The sequence below is a fragment of the Kastovskya adunca genome, from assembly GCF_059505785.1.
In genome coordinates this window covers 247,917-264,394 of the sequence record NZ_JCACLG010000033.1, presented here as the reverse complement: position 1 = coordinate 264,394, position 16,478 = coordinate 247,917, and the positions used below count along the sequence as shown (strand labels likewise).

Below are 16,478 nucleotides of genomic sequence, written 5' to 3'. Positions count from 1 at the left end.
GCCCTCGCGTTCCCCCCTGCTCTCTCATAGACAAGGCTTCCCGCTTCGGAGGTGCTCTCGTGAAGTTGACACTCAGCGATTTAAAAAGACGCTGATTCTTGGGTCATAGAGGAGCGATCGCTTAAGATCTCGCCAAACACCTTAGGTATTTCCTACCTCAGGAGCTTGCTTTTCCTACAATGCAAGGCTGTGGTTTAGGATGTTGCCGCCAGGATTGCCGCCATTGTAGTAGTGACCCTACCAACTCGCTTTTTCAGTGCGCTTTACCGCTTACGAGTGCAATTTTAGCAATTAACAGCTGCATAAATTCAGCAATTCGCTGATATCCCTTAGATAAAATCCACTCTTCAATTACCCATCACCCCAGGTGATGGTTTGCTAGTTATCAATAATAAAAAGCCAGTCAAGACCCCTAAGTCGGGTCTAACTGGCTCCAAGCTGGCTAATTGGTAGTCTTGATTCAAAAGTTACTCAGGCTTAAGCAAGATACTCGCTAGCTTGTTCTAAGGCTTCACTGCGATCGGTCTTACCGTTGCTGTGATTACCGTTGCCATTATTAACATTGTTGCGGGGTTGTAGTACGCCGTAGCCGCCGTGGTTGCGCTCGTAAATAACGTTGATTTCTCCAGTTTTGGTGTTCCGGAACATATAAAAGTCGTGATCTACCAGTTGCAGTTGTTCCAAGGCTTCTTCAATCGTCATTGGCGGCATGGCGAAGTACTTGATGCGGACGACTTCAGAGGGGAGTTCTGCCGTGCGATCGCCAATTAGATCAGTTACCACTGGCTCATCTTCTACAACGACACCTGTTTTCGGCAAGGCATGGGTTTTTTGGTGTTGCCGTTTTTCTTTGTATTTACGTAGCTGGCGAGCAATCTTATCCGCAACTAAATCGATACTGGCATACAAGTCTTCGCTACTTTCTTCTGAGCGAATGACAGTACCGTTGGCATAGAGTGTTACTTCAGCAGTCTGTTTGGAGTTGATCCGAGGGTTACGAGCCACGGAGAGATTAATATCTACTTCGGTTGTTAAATTTTGATAGTGACTTACTGCCTTCTCTATTTTTTGCTGCACGTAATCGCGAATGGCGTCGGTGATCTCGATATTCTTGCCTTGGATTACAAGCTTCATACTGACTACTCCGTCCTGATACAGTTTGAGTCATATTAAGAGCAGCTATGGCCTAAGATTTGCCGCTCTGGAGATTACTTTCACCGTAGCACTTTGTATTCTGGAGGACAGTGACAGTTGACTTCTCTTCAAATTCCTTCGTATCCCTTGACATTAAGGTTTATTGCTTAGCCTCTAGTCCTTGATTCTTGGTCATTTGAGCCACAGAAGAGCAATATATCTTTGACAAACCAGTAGAAATGTGAATAAAAATACAAACTTTAAACGCGTGCGATGAGCGAACTCCGACAAAGAAGCGAAAAATTTTTTCCTGAGGAACTGCGCCTAGGGACGGACTCTCTCAAAGAGAACTGTCCTTTGCGTCAGTGCTTGTTGGAGAATCGGGGCTTAGTCGCTTATGCCGAGGCTTGGGAGTGGCAGCGATCGCTAGTTGCTGAACGCATCAAGGATGCTAGCTTGAGCGATATCCTTCTCTTGCTAGAGCATCCGCCTGTCTATACTCTCGGTACCGGGGCAAATTTGGACTTTCTCAAATTCGATCCAGCAAAAGTCAGTTGGGAGGTTCTCCGAGTAGAACGCGGTGGCGAAGTAACCTACCACTGTCCGGGACAGTTAATTGGCTATCCTATTTTGAACTTACGGCATTACCAGACAGACTTGCATTGGTATCTACGACAGTTAGAAGAAGTCTTGATTGAGGTTCTAGCGGTTTACGGACTCAAAGGCGATCGCTTACCTGGTTTTACTGGAGTCTGGCTAGAAGGACGGAAAGTTGCCGCTATTGGGATCAAAGTCAGCCGTTGGATTACGATGCACGGCTTCGCGTTGAATGTTTCTCCCGACTTGACAGGATTTGAGCGCATTGTTCCCTGCGGTATTGTCGATAAACCTGTTGGTAGTCTTGCTCAATTTATCCCTGGTATCACCCTAGAACAAGTCCGTAAAGATGTCGCCACTGCCTTTGCCAAAGTCTTCCAGGTTCAACTTCGATAAGTCACTTCGCTCCTAAGATTGGCAGAGCGCGGGGAAGATGAGTCATCAGATCAGTCATCGGTGATTAGCAAGCTCGCGATCAACTATTAACACTGACTCCTAACTTAGGACTCAGCACTACTTAAAGGCGCATTTAGATGTAAATACGCATCTAAATCGGCATAGTTACCAGCATAGGTAACGGTGGGTACCTCATAGCCTTTGAGGTCAACCGAATACTGCTTAAACCCTGTTTGATTCTTCCCTAAACCAACCAGGTAGCGGTAGGTGTCTTCTCCCAAAGCAATCTCCAACCCAATCTGCTTTGTGGATGACTCTAGGCGGAAGGCGGCGTTAACGGTATCTCCGATCGCCGTATAGTCAGGGCGATCGCCACTCCCTGTATTTCCCACCATCGCAAACCCGGTATTAATTCCCGTACCGATCCGCAGAGGGAAGGGGAGAGGATATTCCTTGCTCAAGTCGCTGGTCATTTTGTGAAGAGCACTGACGGAGCGAAAAATGTTGATCGCTTCTTCGTTGCTCACTCCTTGGGAGCCATGAAACCAAATTGCCATCACAGCATCGCCGATATATTTATCCACCCAACTACCAGCTTCACGGATGATCTCCCCCGATTGCCGAAACCATGTCCCGATTACTGCTGAGAGGATTTTTTCGTCGATTTGTCGGGTGAGGACGGTAAAGTCGCGGATATCTACAACCATCACCGACATCAGGCGACGGACATGCAGGGTTGAAGTGAGTGTTTCTTTGTCCTCCCCCGTTGAACTAGCATTGCTACTACCCTCTTTGAGGGGACAGTGAAATTCCAGATCCGTTTGACCAAAGGTGAGGCGATCGCCATTTCGTAATGTCACCGGGATACTAACCCGCCGCCCGTTGACAAAGGAACCATTGCGACTGCCGAGATCGATTAAATAAAAGTCACCAGTTTCTGTGCACTGTAGCATCGCGTGATTACGGGAAATCCAGCGGTCTGACAGCACAAAATTGTTATCGTCACTCCGACCAACTGTCCAACAGTTGCTACCTACTAGAGGCAGATAACGGTTACCAGAGTCGGTAGGAAGAAGCAGATATGGAGTTGGACGCAAAGTCACCACAGGCAAGACAGGCGATGACAGGTTTAAAAGAAGCGTTCATGTTTACACTTCGGTTACTGAACGAGTGTTTCCGGACAGCACTCGCTTACTATGCCTGATTTTTACAACAACTGCCACTTTTGTTTAAGCAAGAGTTGCTGCAATCCAAAACAGGCTGTCTACCAGGATTGTACTTAATACAGCACCACCAAATGCCCACCAGTATAACTGCTTGCGCCCAATCGCCCAAAGACCAACGATTAGAAGAATTCCAACGAGGGCGATCCCCCAGCTAATTCCCCAAGGTGTTTGTACTTGCGCGATCGCATTTTGAAATATCGGTTTTGCTAGAGCTGGTTCTACCAGCATCAACTGACGCCAGTGGGGAATTAAATCTGTGACATAAAAATAAACATCTGTAATCGCTGTCCCGAATAAAGAGCCAAGATAGAAAAAATTGCCTACTAGCCCCCAGCGACGCCACAAACACCACAGAACAAAAGGTAATCCAATTGCTTCGATGGGCAAGTGAACCAACGGTTCCCAGCGCAACCAACCCCAATAAATCGAGCCGGCTAACCAGCTCCAGCTAAATCCGATGATTAAATCCCCCCACACCTGCGTAGATTGGCGCTCTAACAGCAACAATCCCAGCCACACCCAACCTGCCGTCATCCCTAGACTAAATAGTGGGAAATGACGCACCAGCGGGGCTTGGGCAAAAACGGGAACAGAAACTAAAAACGAAGCAACGGCAAATACCCACCAAGCTTGGCGACTAGTCGTTTTAAATAAAAATGAGTTTCCTGAAACATCGGGGTAGTCAGGGTTAGAAGCGGTTGTCGATGAGAACCAAGTATGATTAAACAAAATAGCGTTAATATTCTTTACTTATGTTTATATTTCTCAAGGTTAACACATAAATATCCCCTAGGGGGGCATTCACTTAATCTTATCTTAGGGCGGGTGAACTTTAATTGCTGCTACCTGTCCCTTTTGTTTAAAGGTTGGATAAACTCCTGGATAAAAGCTTGGCACCCTGCTAGGCTATATCCGACTAGTTTTGAGTCGAAGTAAAATCCTGCGGATAACTAGCAAAAACACGCGTAACTTCAGGAAGTATTACTAATAGCCTGTGGGTACAAAAAGTTAAGAGGTAACAGGGGATAGCATGAGCAGATTACATCGTCAAACCTTTACCCTCTTTGGTTTGGCATTGACCAGTTTTATTCTTACGTTCCCCTTAAAAGCATTCAGTGCTAACTTTTCCCTCGCGATCGCCCCAGCGTCAACATCAACAACATCTGGGCTGAATTGGTTTCAGGCGGCGTTCCTAGGATTAGTGCAGGGATTGACAGAATTTGTACCAATTAGCAGTAGCGCTCATCTCAAAGTGTTGCCTATGGCACTAGGCTGGGGCGATCCGGGGTTTGAGTTTACGGCAGTCATCCAACTAGGCAGCATAGTAGCCGTATTTTGGTACTTCTGGAATGATCTATCGAGCATCACAGTCGGTTTCACGAAAGCGATCGCCAGATCCGACTACCAATCTATAGACTTCCGCGTCGGTACCGGGATTTTGAGCGGTACGATCCCGATCGTTTTTTTTGGATTATTGATTAAGGCTTTCATTCCCGACTTTGACGAATCACCCATCCGGAGTACAGGCGCGATCGCCACAGCCTCAATTGTGATGGCATTACTACTAGGCTTTGCCGAAAAGATAGGTATCCGGAAGCGGGACTTTAATACATTAGGAATCAAAGATGGCATCTTAATGGGGCTGGCTCAAGCGATGGCTTTAATCCCTGGTGTCTCCCGCTCCGGTTCAACGATTACCGCTGGATTATTTATTGGGTTAGAACGCGCTACTGCTGCTCGTTTCTCGTTTTTACTAGGTATTCCAGCCATTACCTTGGCAGGATTAATAGAGTTAAAAGACTTCTCAGAAGCGGGGGTAGGGGATCTCAGCTTGTCTGCCTTAATCATTGGTACAATCTCCTCCACTGTATTTTCTTATGTCTCGATTGCCTGGTTGATGCGTTACCTACAAACACAGGATGCGTGGGTGTTTGTCTGGTATCGATTAGTGTTTGGCGTAGCTATCTTAGGGGCGATCCTCGCCGGGTTACTAGAAAACGCCTAACCTTAACCTTTTCAGGATTAAGGAGGTAAGTCAGCGACAGATGCTTAATCTGCGACTATACAATGTAGAGATGTAGCCTGATTAAGTAAGACGACGTAAATAAATAAGGTTTGTAGTCAGGGATAAAGTCCTCAAAATAGAACCCAAGCCCTTACCTAGACGAGTTATGAAATCCCTAAAGTTTTGGTGTAGGAGCGTATAGCCATACACTCCTATCAACCCTTCACGAATAAATTAAAACTGCTATATATTGCTAATATTCGTTTGTTGCGAAATGACACGTACTTCTCAAAAAAGTTTATTAAGCTTTTTAATTAAACAAGTTTTAAGAAACTCCTGAATAACAAAAACCCTTGATTTCAATTAGCCTAAAAATTTATTCATACTAAGCCATTAATATACCTTTCAAATTAAAAATGAGTGAAGCTTCTATTCGACCTGCCTTAATTACTAAAATTCTTCCTGACTCTATTGCTGCTGAGATTGGCTTTGAGCCAGGGGATGCGATTGTTGCCATTAACGGACAACGTCCCCGTGATTTAATTGATTATCAGTTTTTATGTGCTGATGAAGTATTGGAATTGGAAGTACTTGATGCGGCTGGAAAAAATCATTTTATAGAAATCGAGAAAGACTACGATGACAATCTGGGGTTGGAATTTGAAGCAGCTTTGTTTGATAACTTGATTCAATGCAACAACCGCTGTCCCTTTTGTTTTATCGATCAACAGCCTCCCGGTAAGCGTAATAGTTTATATCTAAAAGATGACGATTACCGCCTGAGTTTTCTCTACGGCAGTTATTTAACCCTAACGAATCTGACGCAACGAGAGTGGGACAGAATCGAACAAATGCGTCTCTCACCGTTATTTGTATCTGTTCATGCCACAGAACCGGAGATTCGTAGACGCTTGCTAAAAAATCATCGGGCTGGGCAGATTTTAGAACAATTGCAGTGGTTCTGCGATCGCCGCCTGCAAATTCATGCTCAGGTAGTAGTTTGTCCCAGCATCAATGATGGCGTTCACCTAGAACGTACCCTATTAGATTTGGCATCCTTCGGGGATGGAGATATCCCAGCAGTTGTTTCCGCCGCCGTTGTTCCTGTAGGATTAACCCGCTTTCGCCCTACTGAAGATGAATTAATCCCTGTTAGTCAGGAAAAAGCCAAAGAAGTTATTCAGCAAGTTCAAAAACTTCAGGAGCAGTTTCGCCAGCAATTAGGCTCGACATTTGCCTGGTTAGCCGATGAGTGGTTTTTGATTGCAGGGGAGGAATTGCCACCAGAATCCCATTACGAAGACTATCCACAAATTGGTAATGGTGTCGGTTCAATTCGTCAGTTTCTCACGCAGTTTCAAGACATCGCCTCTCAAAAACTACCAACTCATTTGGAAACCCCGCAGCAATTTACCTGGGTAGTAGGAAATGCCGTAGAAAAAGCCTTTCAACCCTTGGTACAGCAACTGAACGAAGTGGAAGGATTGGACGTGAACTTGGCACCATTGCGGAGTGACTACTGGGGTCAAGAAATAACTGTTACAGGGTTGCTGACAGGGCAAGATTTACTTTCAGGATTACAGGGAAAAGATTTAGGTGATGCTATTCTGTTGCCTTCTCTAATGCTGAAGCATGGCGATACTTGCTTCCTTGATGACATGACGGTAGAAGAACTTGCCAGTCAGTTAAAAGTACCAATTTTGCCTGTTAATGGGATTGAGGAGTTGATTGAGACTTGCTTACAGCCTATGAGTAGAGAGAAAGCCAAGCCAACTCAATTGATGCCTCATTGAAGTTATAGAAATCTTGGGTAAAGGCGCAAGCTTTGCACCCCTATAATCAGATTTTATACCCGTAAAAATAGAGCAGTATCAAGCATTCTGAGTTGAGTTTGTGTTACGCAAAACTACCTGATAAGAGCCATCTTGTTGCTCACTGTTCCCCTCTGTCTTTAATTGAAGGGGAGAGTTGCGAAATACTAGGGTGTAGATATCGCTAGGCATCTCGACGCCTGCTACTTGCAGGGCTTCTTTAATTTGTTGGGCGACGTTAGATGTCATGGCTAAGAAACCTGCGCGTCGCGAATCTACCCAGAAACGCACTTCCAAGTTCACAGTGCTAGCCGCTAACTCCCGCACCAAGATATCTGGAGCTGGTTCTGCTTCTACTTCGTGCCGCTCTTCAAGCACATTAAAGATGACTTGTTTGGCTTTGCTGATATCAGCATCGTAGTCAATACCTACCATGACAGAACTACGACGGCGGGGGGAAGCGGTGTTATTAATGATGCTGGCTTGAAAGACTTCTTGGTTGGGAATGTAGACTTCCCGCCCATCATAGGTTTTAAGCGTTGTCGCCCGGAGTTGAACTTGAGTAATGGTTCCCTCATAGTCGGCGATTACCACCTGATCGTTAATCCGAAAGGGTCGAGCGGCGAGTAAGATGACGCCGGAGATGTAGTTACTCAAGACATCTTTGAGACTAAAACCAATAGCCACACTGGTAAGTCCTAATGCTCCTAGTAACGCCCCAAAGTCGAGTCCCAAAACCCCCAGAGCGATCACTGAGCCTATTACCCAAACGCCACCATAGCCGAGGCGTCCGATGAGAATTTCTGTGCTGCGATCGCCTTCTGTTTGTTGTGCCCAAGTGAACGCGCCATAACGTACGCCTTTTGCTACGCCCCAAGTGATAAAAACAACAACGATCGCTCCCAAAAAGGAAGGCAGATTGCCAATCGTATCGCGTAGCAATTGCTGTACTGTTCCATAAAGGCGTTGTCCAACATCAATTGCCAGGGGCGGTTGATCTAATGCCCCATTCAGTTGCTCTGCCCATCTTTGGGCTAATGCTTCCACACTCAGCCCAAAGTCTTCTGCATCTTGCTGCGTTACTGTCATCAACACCCGGTTGTTGAGTCGTAATGTGGCAATTTGGCGGGGATTGTCTGGGCTAACTGTTACCTCTCCTAGCGTTTGGGACTGTTCCAAAAGACTGGCAATGCGGCGATTAATGATCTGCGTCCGTTCTCTAGCAGAAAGATCGGCAAGGCTACCCACTTGAAAGACAGGTCTACCTCTGACTACAACATCAGCAAAATATGAGCCCTCAAGAGACGCGCTCGCTGGAGATGGACTTTCAGCCGCCGGAACAGGTGCCTCTATTTCCTCTTGTGCTAAACCCACAGGAACGGGAGTCAAAAAGAGTCCAGTCACGACAATTAAAATTGGAAATCGGCGCGAGCGTTTTTTGCGCGATCTTTCAAGCCAGTTTTTCATAGTGATTTTGAGAGTAATTCACCGTTAGCGGTTGCAATCTACTCTACTCACCTTAATTAGGGCGGATCTGAGATGCCTCCATCGGTAGTTAAGCATTGTTCCCTAAGGAGGAGGATTCTGTTGAGGCAGTAACTATTACTTACCCCTACTTCAGAGCATCCAATATAAAGCTACGCACTAGCGCTAAAACCGCTGGTTGAATCTCGTGTCCCATACTGTCAAATTCTTGATACTTCACTGATGCTCCTAGAGCAGTGAGGCTTTCTTTAGTCCGTTGCGCGGCACCCACTGGGACGACTTGGTCTCGCTTACCATGCACAATTAAGACAGGTGGCAAAGAATTTCCGGGCTGAGGCGGGGAATGCAGGTAGCCGCTTAATGAGATTAATCCAGCCAAGGGTAACGCTAACCCGACATCTAGGGTCATTGCCCCGCCTTGAGAAAATCCCCCTAAAATTGTGCGCGACAGGGGAACGCCAGTCGTGCTTTCTAAAGACTTCAGCCACTCCAACAACTGCTGGCGACTCACCTGTAATCCCTGGAAATCCTGACTTTGCAGGCTATACCACATCTTGCCCTGGGATACGCTGGGATGGGGGTAGGGGGCATCGGGAAACATAAACTGATAGTCAGGCAAGTTCATCGCCGGTGCAAAAGTAGCTAAATCCTGGGCATTGGCACCAAAGCCATGCAAAAAAACAATCAATCCGGTTGTTGTTTTACCGTTGGCGGGTGGAACTGAAATGGATTGTAAGGACAAGGGTTTATCTCCGGAACCAGAGTTTGTAGGTGTGTTGGTAGTATTGGCGCTACAGGCTTTCAGTAGCAGTGCAGTACTGAGGCTGGCACCACTCAGTAAGAGAAAGTGACGCCGATTCAAGGGTTGGCTTGCCAAAGCAGACACTCCTAAAATTAAGCTTGCTATCTCGATCTTAGTGTGGTGGGAAAGCGCGATCGCCTCCAAAGCTTCGATGATGTGGGATGCAGCCAAGGGGAATCAATAGAAGCGGTATTTATTGAGTAGCGGTGATGTTGTGGGCACTCAAACTGTTTTAAAAGGGTTTAGCATGGCAGTCAATGAATTATTGGCATAAAAGTGGCGATCGCCATTTCTTAATCTTGCCAACGGGGTGTCATCTCTTCTGAATTACTATGTCCTTTGACAATACCTGCAAGTATCTATCAGAAACCTACCCAGAACGCTTTACAACCTGGTTGTTAGGTTCAACTCCTGAGTCTGTAGAAGTCATAAAAACTGAACTAAGCATAGAGCCAGTCCGTGCTGATTTTGTCGCTTACCTGCCTCAAGAACAACGGCTACTACAGATTGAATTTCAAGTAAGAGGCGAAACAAATCCTCCCTTACCCCTACGAATGCTGGATTATTGGGTAAGACTGCACCGCAGCTATCAGTTACCCATAACGCAGTTCCTTATCCTGCTCAAATACTCCCGTGCGGCGGCTGAAGTAGAGAGTCAATTTCAGCTCGAAGGAACACAGCATCGTTATAACGTCATCCGTATGTGGGAGCAAGACCCCGAACTATTACTCCAAGAAGCAGCATTGCTACCACTCGCAACCCTTTGCGCGGCTGAAGATACAACCCAACTTCTCGGTCGCGTGGCAGAAGCAGTCGATAAAATAGAGGAACCGTCACAACGGCAGGTAATTTCCAACTGTATTCAACTGCTAGCAGGTTTACGGTTCAAAAAAGAGTTAATTAAACGAATTTTTATGGAGGGAATTATGCGTGAATCTGTGATTTATCAAGAAATTTTGCAAGAAGGCAAGCAAGAAGAGGCACTAACATATACCATGCGCCTGCTAACACGCCGAATTGGTAAACTTGAGCCGGAACTAGAAGCCCAAATTCGAGGGCTAACGACGCCAGAACTAGAAGACTTGGGCGAGGCGCTGTTGGATTTCTCGGAAGCCGCAGATCTTGCTGCTTGGTTGCAGGCTCGTCAAAGTTAAAGAGGATGTTGCGCGATCGCCTTGCTCTCACTTCCCCCCTTGATACTGCATAATCTCCACAGGCAGGCGGAATAATACTTTAGCGAGCTGAGAGATACCGAACTTAAATTTAAGCGATCGCGGTAACTTCTTCCAAGAGACAGGCACAAAACCAAAAGAGCGATAAAATTGCGCTAACTTTTCGCCCAAACATTCTAAATAAAGCGGCTGAGTGTGTTGCTCAATTAAGTGCCCAGTGAGAAACGCACCCAAACCGCGATCGCGCCAAGGCTTTGCTACTACCAAGCTTCCCAATTCCTGCGCCCTAGAAAAGCTGCGTAACTGTCCACACGCCACCACTTCCCCCTCACATTCAATTACCCAAAACTGCGGCCAGCGCAACTGAGTAGGATCGAGTTTCGCCGACAGAACTAACTTGCGAATCGACCAAATATCCTGAGCCGTAGCACGCCGGAGACTACACCCAATAGGTAAAGAAAAAAGCTTCTCTGTCATCAGCAGTTGATTTCTACGTTCCTCACCCTAGCAACCTTAAAACTTTCCTACTACTTATCTTTACGGTTCAAAGTCCCCAGCGACTAATCCGCTTCTGTCTCCTGATGATTGCGGCGTCTCCTTAACAGGCGAGATACCGCCTTCTCTGAAATAACGTAAAACACTGGCACGACGTAGAGAGTCAACAAAGTTGAGACAAGCATCCCTCCGACAACCGCCATCCCTAGAGAAATGCGGCTAGCCGCCCCCGCACCAGACGCAAACGCCAAGGGTAACAAACCAAAGATCGTAGAAAACGCCGTCATCAAAATCGGTCGGAAGCGGATTACTCCAGCATCAATCGCTGCTTTTCGCGTCGAACGTCCTGTTTCCCGCACCTGATTGGCAAATTCAACAATCAAAATTGAGTTTTTCGTTGCCAGACCAATCAACATAATTAGACCAATCTGACTGTAGATATTTAACTCCAAACCGCGTAACAACAAGGCTCCAAAAGCACCCAAAAGCGATAAGGGAACAGCTAATAGCACCACCAAGGGATCAATGTAGCTTTCAAACTGGGCAGCAAGAACCAGGAAAATGAACGCCACAGCAAGACCAAAGATGTAAAAAATCGCTTGACCCGCTTCTCTAAATTCCAAAGAAGTTCCTGCTAAAGTCGTACGAATACCAGCAGGTAAGACCTCCTTTGCCAAACTCTCCAACGCATCCAGCGCCTCACCTAAACTCGTCCCCGGTGCCGGACTGCCTTCAATCATTGCAGCACGGGAGCGGTTGAAGTGCTTGATAGAAGGAGGACTAGTTGATGGGGTAATAGTAACGAGATTGCTCAACGGCACCATTTCCCCAGAGGAGGCACGAACATATAACGTCCGGATATCTTCTGGACTGCGACGGAACGAGTCTTGTGCCTGGACAACAACTTCATAGAGTTTGTTACCCTGGCTATATTCTGTAATCTCCTGCCCTCCTAGCAAAATCTGTAACGTCCGGGAAATATTTTGCACCGAGACGCCTAAATCAGCCGCACGACGGCGGTCAATCGTTGCAATCAGTTCCGGTTTATTGAGCTTTAAATCAGAATCAATATTGACTAACTGCGGTAACTGTCGCGCTCGATTCGCTAAGTTATTTGACGCCTCGGCAAGATTTTCTAAATCGGTGCCTTGCAGTACGAATTGCACGGGCTGAGAGAATCCAGCACCTGGCAGAGAGGGGGGATTAATCGGCAAAACGATCGCATCAGTAATCTGAGAAAGACGCCCAAACAACTGCCCGACGATCGCTTCTTGGGCTTGTTGCGGCTCGGTGCGTTCTGACCAAGGCTTGAGTTTGACAAAGGCAATGCCCTGATTGACCTGCCCTGGTCCTGCCTGCGCTAAGGCTCCAACGGTGAAGTAGCTTTGCACTTCTGGCACTTGGCTATATGCCGTTTCCACTTGCTCCATCACCTCATCGGTGTAGTCAATTGTTACTCCTTCGGGGGCGCGAACAATCGTAAACACGGCTCCCCGGTCTTCGGTAGGCAAAAAGGCGACAGGAAGTAAGCGGAATAAAACAACCGCTAGGGCAAGGCAGAGGAAAAATCCTCCGGCAACAAAGCCTTTAAAAGACATTAAGTGTCGCAGCGACCAACTATAGAAATCTAGGCTGCGATTGATCCCCCGGTCAATGTATCCCAGTACCCAGCCGAGTCCGGGAATCCCAGCACTTTTTTCCCGCCGCAGGATACGCGCTGATAGGGCTGGGGCAAGGGTCAAGGCCACGAAGGAGGAAAAGACGACTGCTCCTGCAAGGGTGAGGGCAAATTCTGTAAACAACCGTCCCGTCGTCCCGCCAGATAGCCCAACTGGGAGGAAAACCGCAACTAAGACAACGGTTGTGGCAATAACGGCAAAGACCACTTCTCCCACCCCTTCTATAGCGGCTTGAAAGGGAGGGAGATTTTTTTCTTCGATGTAGCGGACAATATTTTCTAGAACAACGATAGTGTCATCCACCACCAACCCTGTAGAAAGGGTGAGGGCAAATAAGGTAAGGGTGTTGATGGAAAAATTCCCAAAGTTCATGATGGCAAAGGCACCAATCAAGGAAATGGGAATCGTAATGGCGGGAATCAGGGTGGAACGCCAGTCTTGAAGGAAGAGAAAAATTACCAGAATGACTAAGGCGATCGCTATAAATAGCGAACTCCACACTTCCTGAATTGCCAACTCGACAAACTCAGAACTATCAAAGGCAAGGGCGTACTCCATGCCTTCGGGAAAGTTTTGAGAAAGCTGTGCCATCCGCGCTTTGACACCTTCAGCTACTTCTAAGGTGTTAGCGCCAGAAATTTTCACGATGCCTAAACCGACAGCGGGTTGACCCTTAAACCGCACGAAAGAGCGCTCGTTTTCTGCTCCTAGTTCGGCATAACCTACTTCCTTAAACGTGACTTGCGTGCCATCTTCGCTACGCTTGATCACTAGATCTTCGTACTCTTCTGGCGTCTGCAACCGTCCTAGCGTGCGAACCGAATACTCCGAGCGATCGCCTTCGATTAATCCACTAGGAATTTCAACATTTTCTGAGCGTAGTGCTTGCTCAACATCAAGGATAGTCAGGTTGCGGGCTGCCAACTTTTGGGGATCGATCCACAGCCGCATTGCATAGCGACGCTCGCCACCGATAATCACGCTGCTAACACCGGATACGGTTTCCAGAGCGTCTACGACTGTCTGATCTGCATAGGCACTTAGTTCCAGGGTTGTGAGTTTTTCCCCGTACAGCGCGAACCAAATAATCGGTGAAGAGTCTGCTGATTGCTTACTGACAATTGGGGCTTCGGCATCGGAAGGCAACTCGCCAACAACACGGGAAACTCGCGATCGCACATCTTGAGCGGCAACTTCTGTATCGCGCTCTAAATCAAACTGAATGGTAATCGCACTAACGGATTCTCGACTCTCAGAAGTGAGGGTTTTAATTCCTTCCACCCCGTTAATTTCCGCTTCTAAAACTTCGGTCACTTCCGTTTCCACTAGCAGCGGGTTGGCTCCGGGGTAAACCGTTGTCACGCTCACCACTGGTGGGTCAATGTCAGGATATTCCTGCACGGGCAAGCTGACATAACTTACCAACCCGATCAAGACAATCAGTAAGGAGCAGACGGAGGCAAAGACTGGGCGCTTAATGAAGAAGTTGGTAAACATGGGGTTGGTTTTTAGTCAGTTGTTAGTGCTTGGTTTTACTGGTTAGCGATCGTGACAACGGCCTCCATCTAAAAACTGAAAACCAACAACTTTACCTCAAGCTGCCATAAAGACTAGTAACCAACCTTTGCCGTTGGAAGTAGAGATGAGATAAAAGAGCGGAATCTATTTACTTTGAGACTGTTGACTAACTTTGTCTTCCTCCTCAAGGGGGAGAATAGGTGCCCCATCAGATAGTTTTTGGGTACCAGAAACAATAATCCTCTCGTCCCCTTTTAGCCCTTGTTGGACTTCGGCGCGATCGCCTTGTATCAATCCCAACTCCACAACCTGACGACGAGCCACCAGTTTTTCTGGGTCTTCTGCCACATACACATAGCGTTCCTCACCCTGAAAAATCACGGCGGTTGTTGGTACGACAACACTGTTCGGACGACGATTCCAAATGATTTTGGCGCGGACAAATTGACCGCTACGCAACTGCCCTTCTGGATTAGGAAAATTTGCCTTCGCTAAAATTGATTGAGAACCAGCACTGACTTGAGGTGCAACAAAGCTAATCCGACCTGTGGCCATGCGTTCTTCATTGTCAGAACCCACTAACTGTACAGGAAGTCCTGATCGCAGTTGGGACGATCGCTCAACGGGAATCGCGAGGCGTAAGTTGAGCGCTTGGTTCTGAATAATGGTCGTCAGAGTGTCCCCAGCCTTAACGTAATCTCCAATATCAGCGGTAATATCTCCCACCACACCAGCAATTGGGGCAGTGACTTGGGTTTCTTGTAACTCTTCTCTGGCGAGATCGGCATTTGCCTGAGATTGCTGGAGGGTCGCGTTTGCTTGATCTAAACTGGCTCTCGCCGCCTGAATCCGCTGGTCGGTGGCATTGAGGGCAGCACGAGCCGCATCGCGATCGCGTCTAACCTGGTCAAGTTGTTGCCTTGCTAATGCTCCTTGCGATACCAGCCGAGAAATTCGCCCATACTGATCGTTTTGCAATGCTAGATCGGCGACGGCACTTGCCCGTTCTGCCTCAATCGCCCGCAGTTGTGCCTGGGAGTTATCTCGTGCTGCTCTTGCTGCACTGACATTAGCGATCGCTCCCCCAACTTCTGCTCGACCTTTATCGGGGCGAAGTTGCAAAATCGGCGTTCCCTCCGCCACATTACTACCAGAGGATACATAGATGCGACTGACCCGCCCATCGGTTTCCGGTCGCAGCACCACCGACTGCTCGGCTTCCAGGGTACCAACAAACTCGGAAGATTCTTCTACAGTAGTTGTCTCCACCGATGCCAGTTTGACGGGGACACCTTGTGGGGCCCCCGCCCCTAGAGGTGGTTCGCCACGACTACAGGCACTTGTGAGAATGAGAAGAAAAAGCGTGGCACCCAGCGACTTGCCGGATGGTAAAGCACCAACTTTAATCATTGAACTTTCCCCGGTCAGTAGAGTTAATAGCTTAACTGTTGCCTTTTACTGTTCGGAACTCTAATCAAACTGTTGCCAGCTGGACACACATAATAATATATTTCGATAATATATCAGCCCGGTATAAATGCTTGAACTTGCTACTTTAGGTTTACTGCAATGTCAACCCCTACATGGTTATCGCCTAAAGCAACAACTCGAACTCTTTATGAGTAGTTGCATCAGTGTAAACTATGGCGCAATTTACCCGTTATTAAAGCGTTTAGAGGAAAAAGGGGCAATTACGGCAACCTCAGTGCTTGAGGAGGACAATGCAGGCCCAACTCGGAAAACTTACCAGATTACGGAAAAAGGGCGTCAGCAGTGGCACCAAGAGATGCTACAACATCCCCATGAAAGTTGGGTTAACAGTCGCTCTCGTTTTGTAATTAAGTTTTTTTTCTTCAGCCATTTGGAACCGACAAATCGATTGAAGTTACTAGAACAGCGATTAAGTGTCTGTCGGCTACGCCTAGAAAGTGTGGAAGCCGAACATCCGCTCATGAGCGATCACTATCAAGAAGCCGTCCGCCAAAGATTTTTCCGCGTCCTCCAATCGGAGATTTCCTGGCTCCAAGAGCAGCTTTCTTGGGAGGAAAAAGTTTCTTCGACGGCTCAGGGGCAAGGGGCGAGTAACAAGCCGCCAACTAGACAATGACAACCTAGACTAACGATCTAACGATTTTTTTATTTGCCAAGGTTTCTAGTT

General features: G+C 47.3%; 13 protein-coding genes. 5 read left to right on the top strand and 8 right to left on the bottom strand.

Annotated features, from left to right (window positions below):
* Nucleotides 1-477 precede the first annotated feature (477 nt).
* Nucleotides 478-1,134, bottom strand: coding sequence for a ribosome hibernation-promoting factor, HPF/YfiA family (gene hpf, locus AC5JR3_RS14050; RefSeq protein ID WP_495846963.1), 657 nt, complete (start codon nt 1,132-1,134; stop codon nt 478-480).
* Between the two features lie 357 nt (nt 1,135-1,491).
* On the opposite strand from hpf, the gene lipB reads away from it, so the two are divergent.
* Nucleotides 1,492-2,127 (top strand): lipoyl(octanoyl) transferase LipB, encoded by a 636-nt coding sequence (gene lipB / locus AC5JR3_RS14045; protein ID WP_495847002.1) that lies wholly within the window; start codon nt 1,492-1,494, stop codon nt 2,125-2,127.
* Nucleotides 2,128-2,231: 104 nt separating this feature from the next.
* Here the strand turns inward: lipB and AC5JR3_RS14040 are convergent, their stop codons facing one another.
* Nucleotides 2,232-3,233: an adenylate/guanylate cyclase domain-containing protein gene (locus tag AC5JR3_RS14040; RefSeq protein WP_495846962.1), complete on the bottom strand. Its 1,002-nt coding sequence runs from the start codon at nt 3,231-3,233 to the stop codon at nt 2,232-2,234.
* A 123-nt stretch (nt 3,234-3,356) separates the two neighbouring features.
* Complete coding sequence (locus AC5JR3_RS14035) at nt 3,357-4,082, bottom strand: DUF3120 domain-containing protein (RefSeq protein WP_495846960.1); 726 nt, start codon at nt 4,080-4,082, stop codon at nt 3,357-3,359.
* Nucleotides 4,083-4,383: 301 nt separating this feature from the next.
* On the opposite strand from AC5JR3_RS14035, the gene AC5JR3_RS14030 reads away from it, so the two are divergent.
* Entirely contained in the window at nt 4,384-5,358 is a 975-nt protein-coding gene (locus AC5JR3_RS14030) for an undecaprenyl-diphosphate phosphatase (protein WP_495846958.1), read from the top strand.
* A gap of 416 nt (nt 5,359-5,774) precedes the next feature.
* Complete coding sequence (locus AC5JR3_RS14025; RefSeq protein ID WP_495846957.1) at nt 5,775-7,151, top strand: TIGR03279 family radical SAM protein; 1,377 nt, start codon at nt 5,775-5,777, stop codon at nt 7,149-7,151.
* A 78-nt stretch (nt 7,152-7,229) separates the two neighbouring features.
* On the opposite strand, the gene AC5JR3_RS14020 is transcribed toward AC5JR3_RS14025, so the two are convergent.
* Together AC5JR3_RS14020 and AC5JR3_RS14015 are read right to left on the bottom strand one after the other, a co-directional pair.
* Nucleotides 7,230-8,636: a mechanosensitive ion channel family protein gene (locus AC5JR3_RS14020; protein ID WP_495846956.1), complete on the bottom strand. Its 1,407-nt coding sequence runs from the start codon at nt 8,634-8,636 to the stop codon at nt 7,230-7,232.
* Nucleotides 8,637-8,781: 145 nt separating this feature from the next.
* Entirely contained in the window at nt 8,782-9,396 is a 615-nt protein-coding gene (locus AC5JR3_RS14015; protein WP_495847000.1) for an alpha/beta hydrolase, read from the bottom strand.
* Nucleotides 9,397-9,788: 392 nt separating this feature from the next.
* On the opposite strand from AC5JR3_RS14015, the gene AC5JR3_RS14010 reads away from it, so the two are divergent.
* Nucleotides 9,789-10,610 carry an Rpn family recombination-promoting nuclease/putative transposase gene (locus AC5JR3_RS14010; protein ID WP_495846954.1) on the top strand — a complete coding sequence of 274 codons (822 nt, stop codon included), beginning with the start codon at nt 9,789-9,791 and terminating at the stop codon, nt 10,608-10,610.
* Nucleotides 10,611-10,637: 27 nt separating this feature from the next.
* On the opposite strand, the gene AC5JR3_RS14005 is transcribed toward AC5JR3_RS14010, so the two are convergent.
* From AC5JR3_RS14005 to AC5JR3_RS13995, 3 genes are all read right to left on the bottom strand, one after another.
* Entirely contained in the window at nt 10,638-11,105 is a 468-nt protein-coding gene (locus AC5JR3_RS14005) for a GNAT family N-acetyltransferase (protein ID WP_495846952.1), read from the bottom strand.
* 83 nt (nt 11,106-11,188) lie between these two features.
* Entirely contained in the window at nt 11,189-14,299 is a 3,111-nt protein-coding gene (locus tag AC5JR3_RS14000; protein WP_495846950.1) for an efflux RND transporter permease subunit, read from the bottom strand.
* 165 nt (nt 14,300-14,464) lie between these two features.
* A complete protein-coding gene (locus tag AC5JR3_RS13995) occupies nt 14,465-15,730 on the bottom strand; it encodes an efflux RND transporter periplasmic adaptor subunit (RefSeq protein ID WP_495846948.1) in 1,266 nt (421 codons plus the stop codon).
* 127 nt (nt 15,731-15,857) lie between these two features.
* Here AC5JR3_RS13995 and AC5JR3_RS13990 point away from each other — a divergent pair, with 127 nt between their 5' ends.
* The gene (locus tag AC5JR3_RS13990) at nt 15,858-16,427 is read left to right on the top strand and encodes a helix-turn-helix transcriptional regulator (protein ID WP_495846946.1); all 570 of its coding nucleotides are present in this window, start codon (nt 15,858-15,860) and stop codon (nt 16,425-16,427) included.
* The last annotated feature ends 51 nt before the right edge of the window (nt 16,428-16,478 follow it).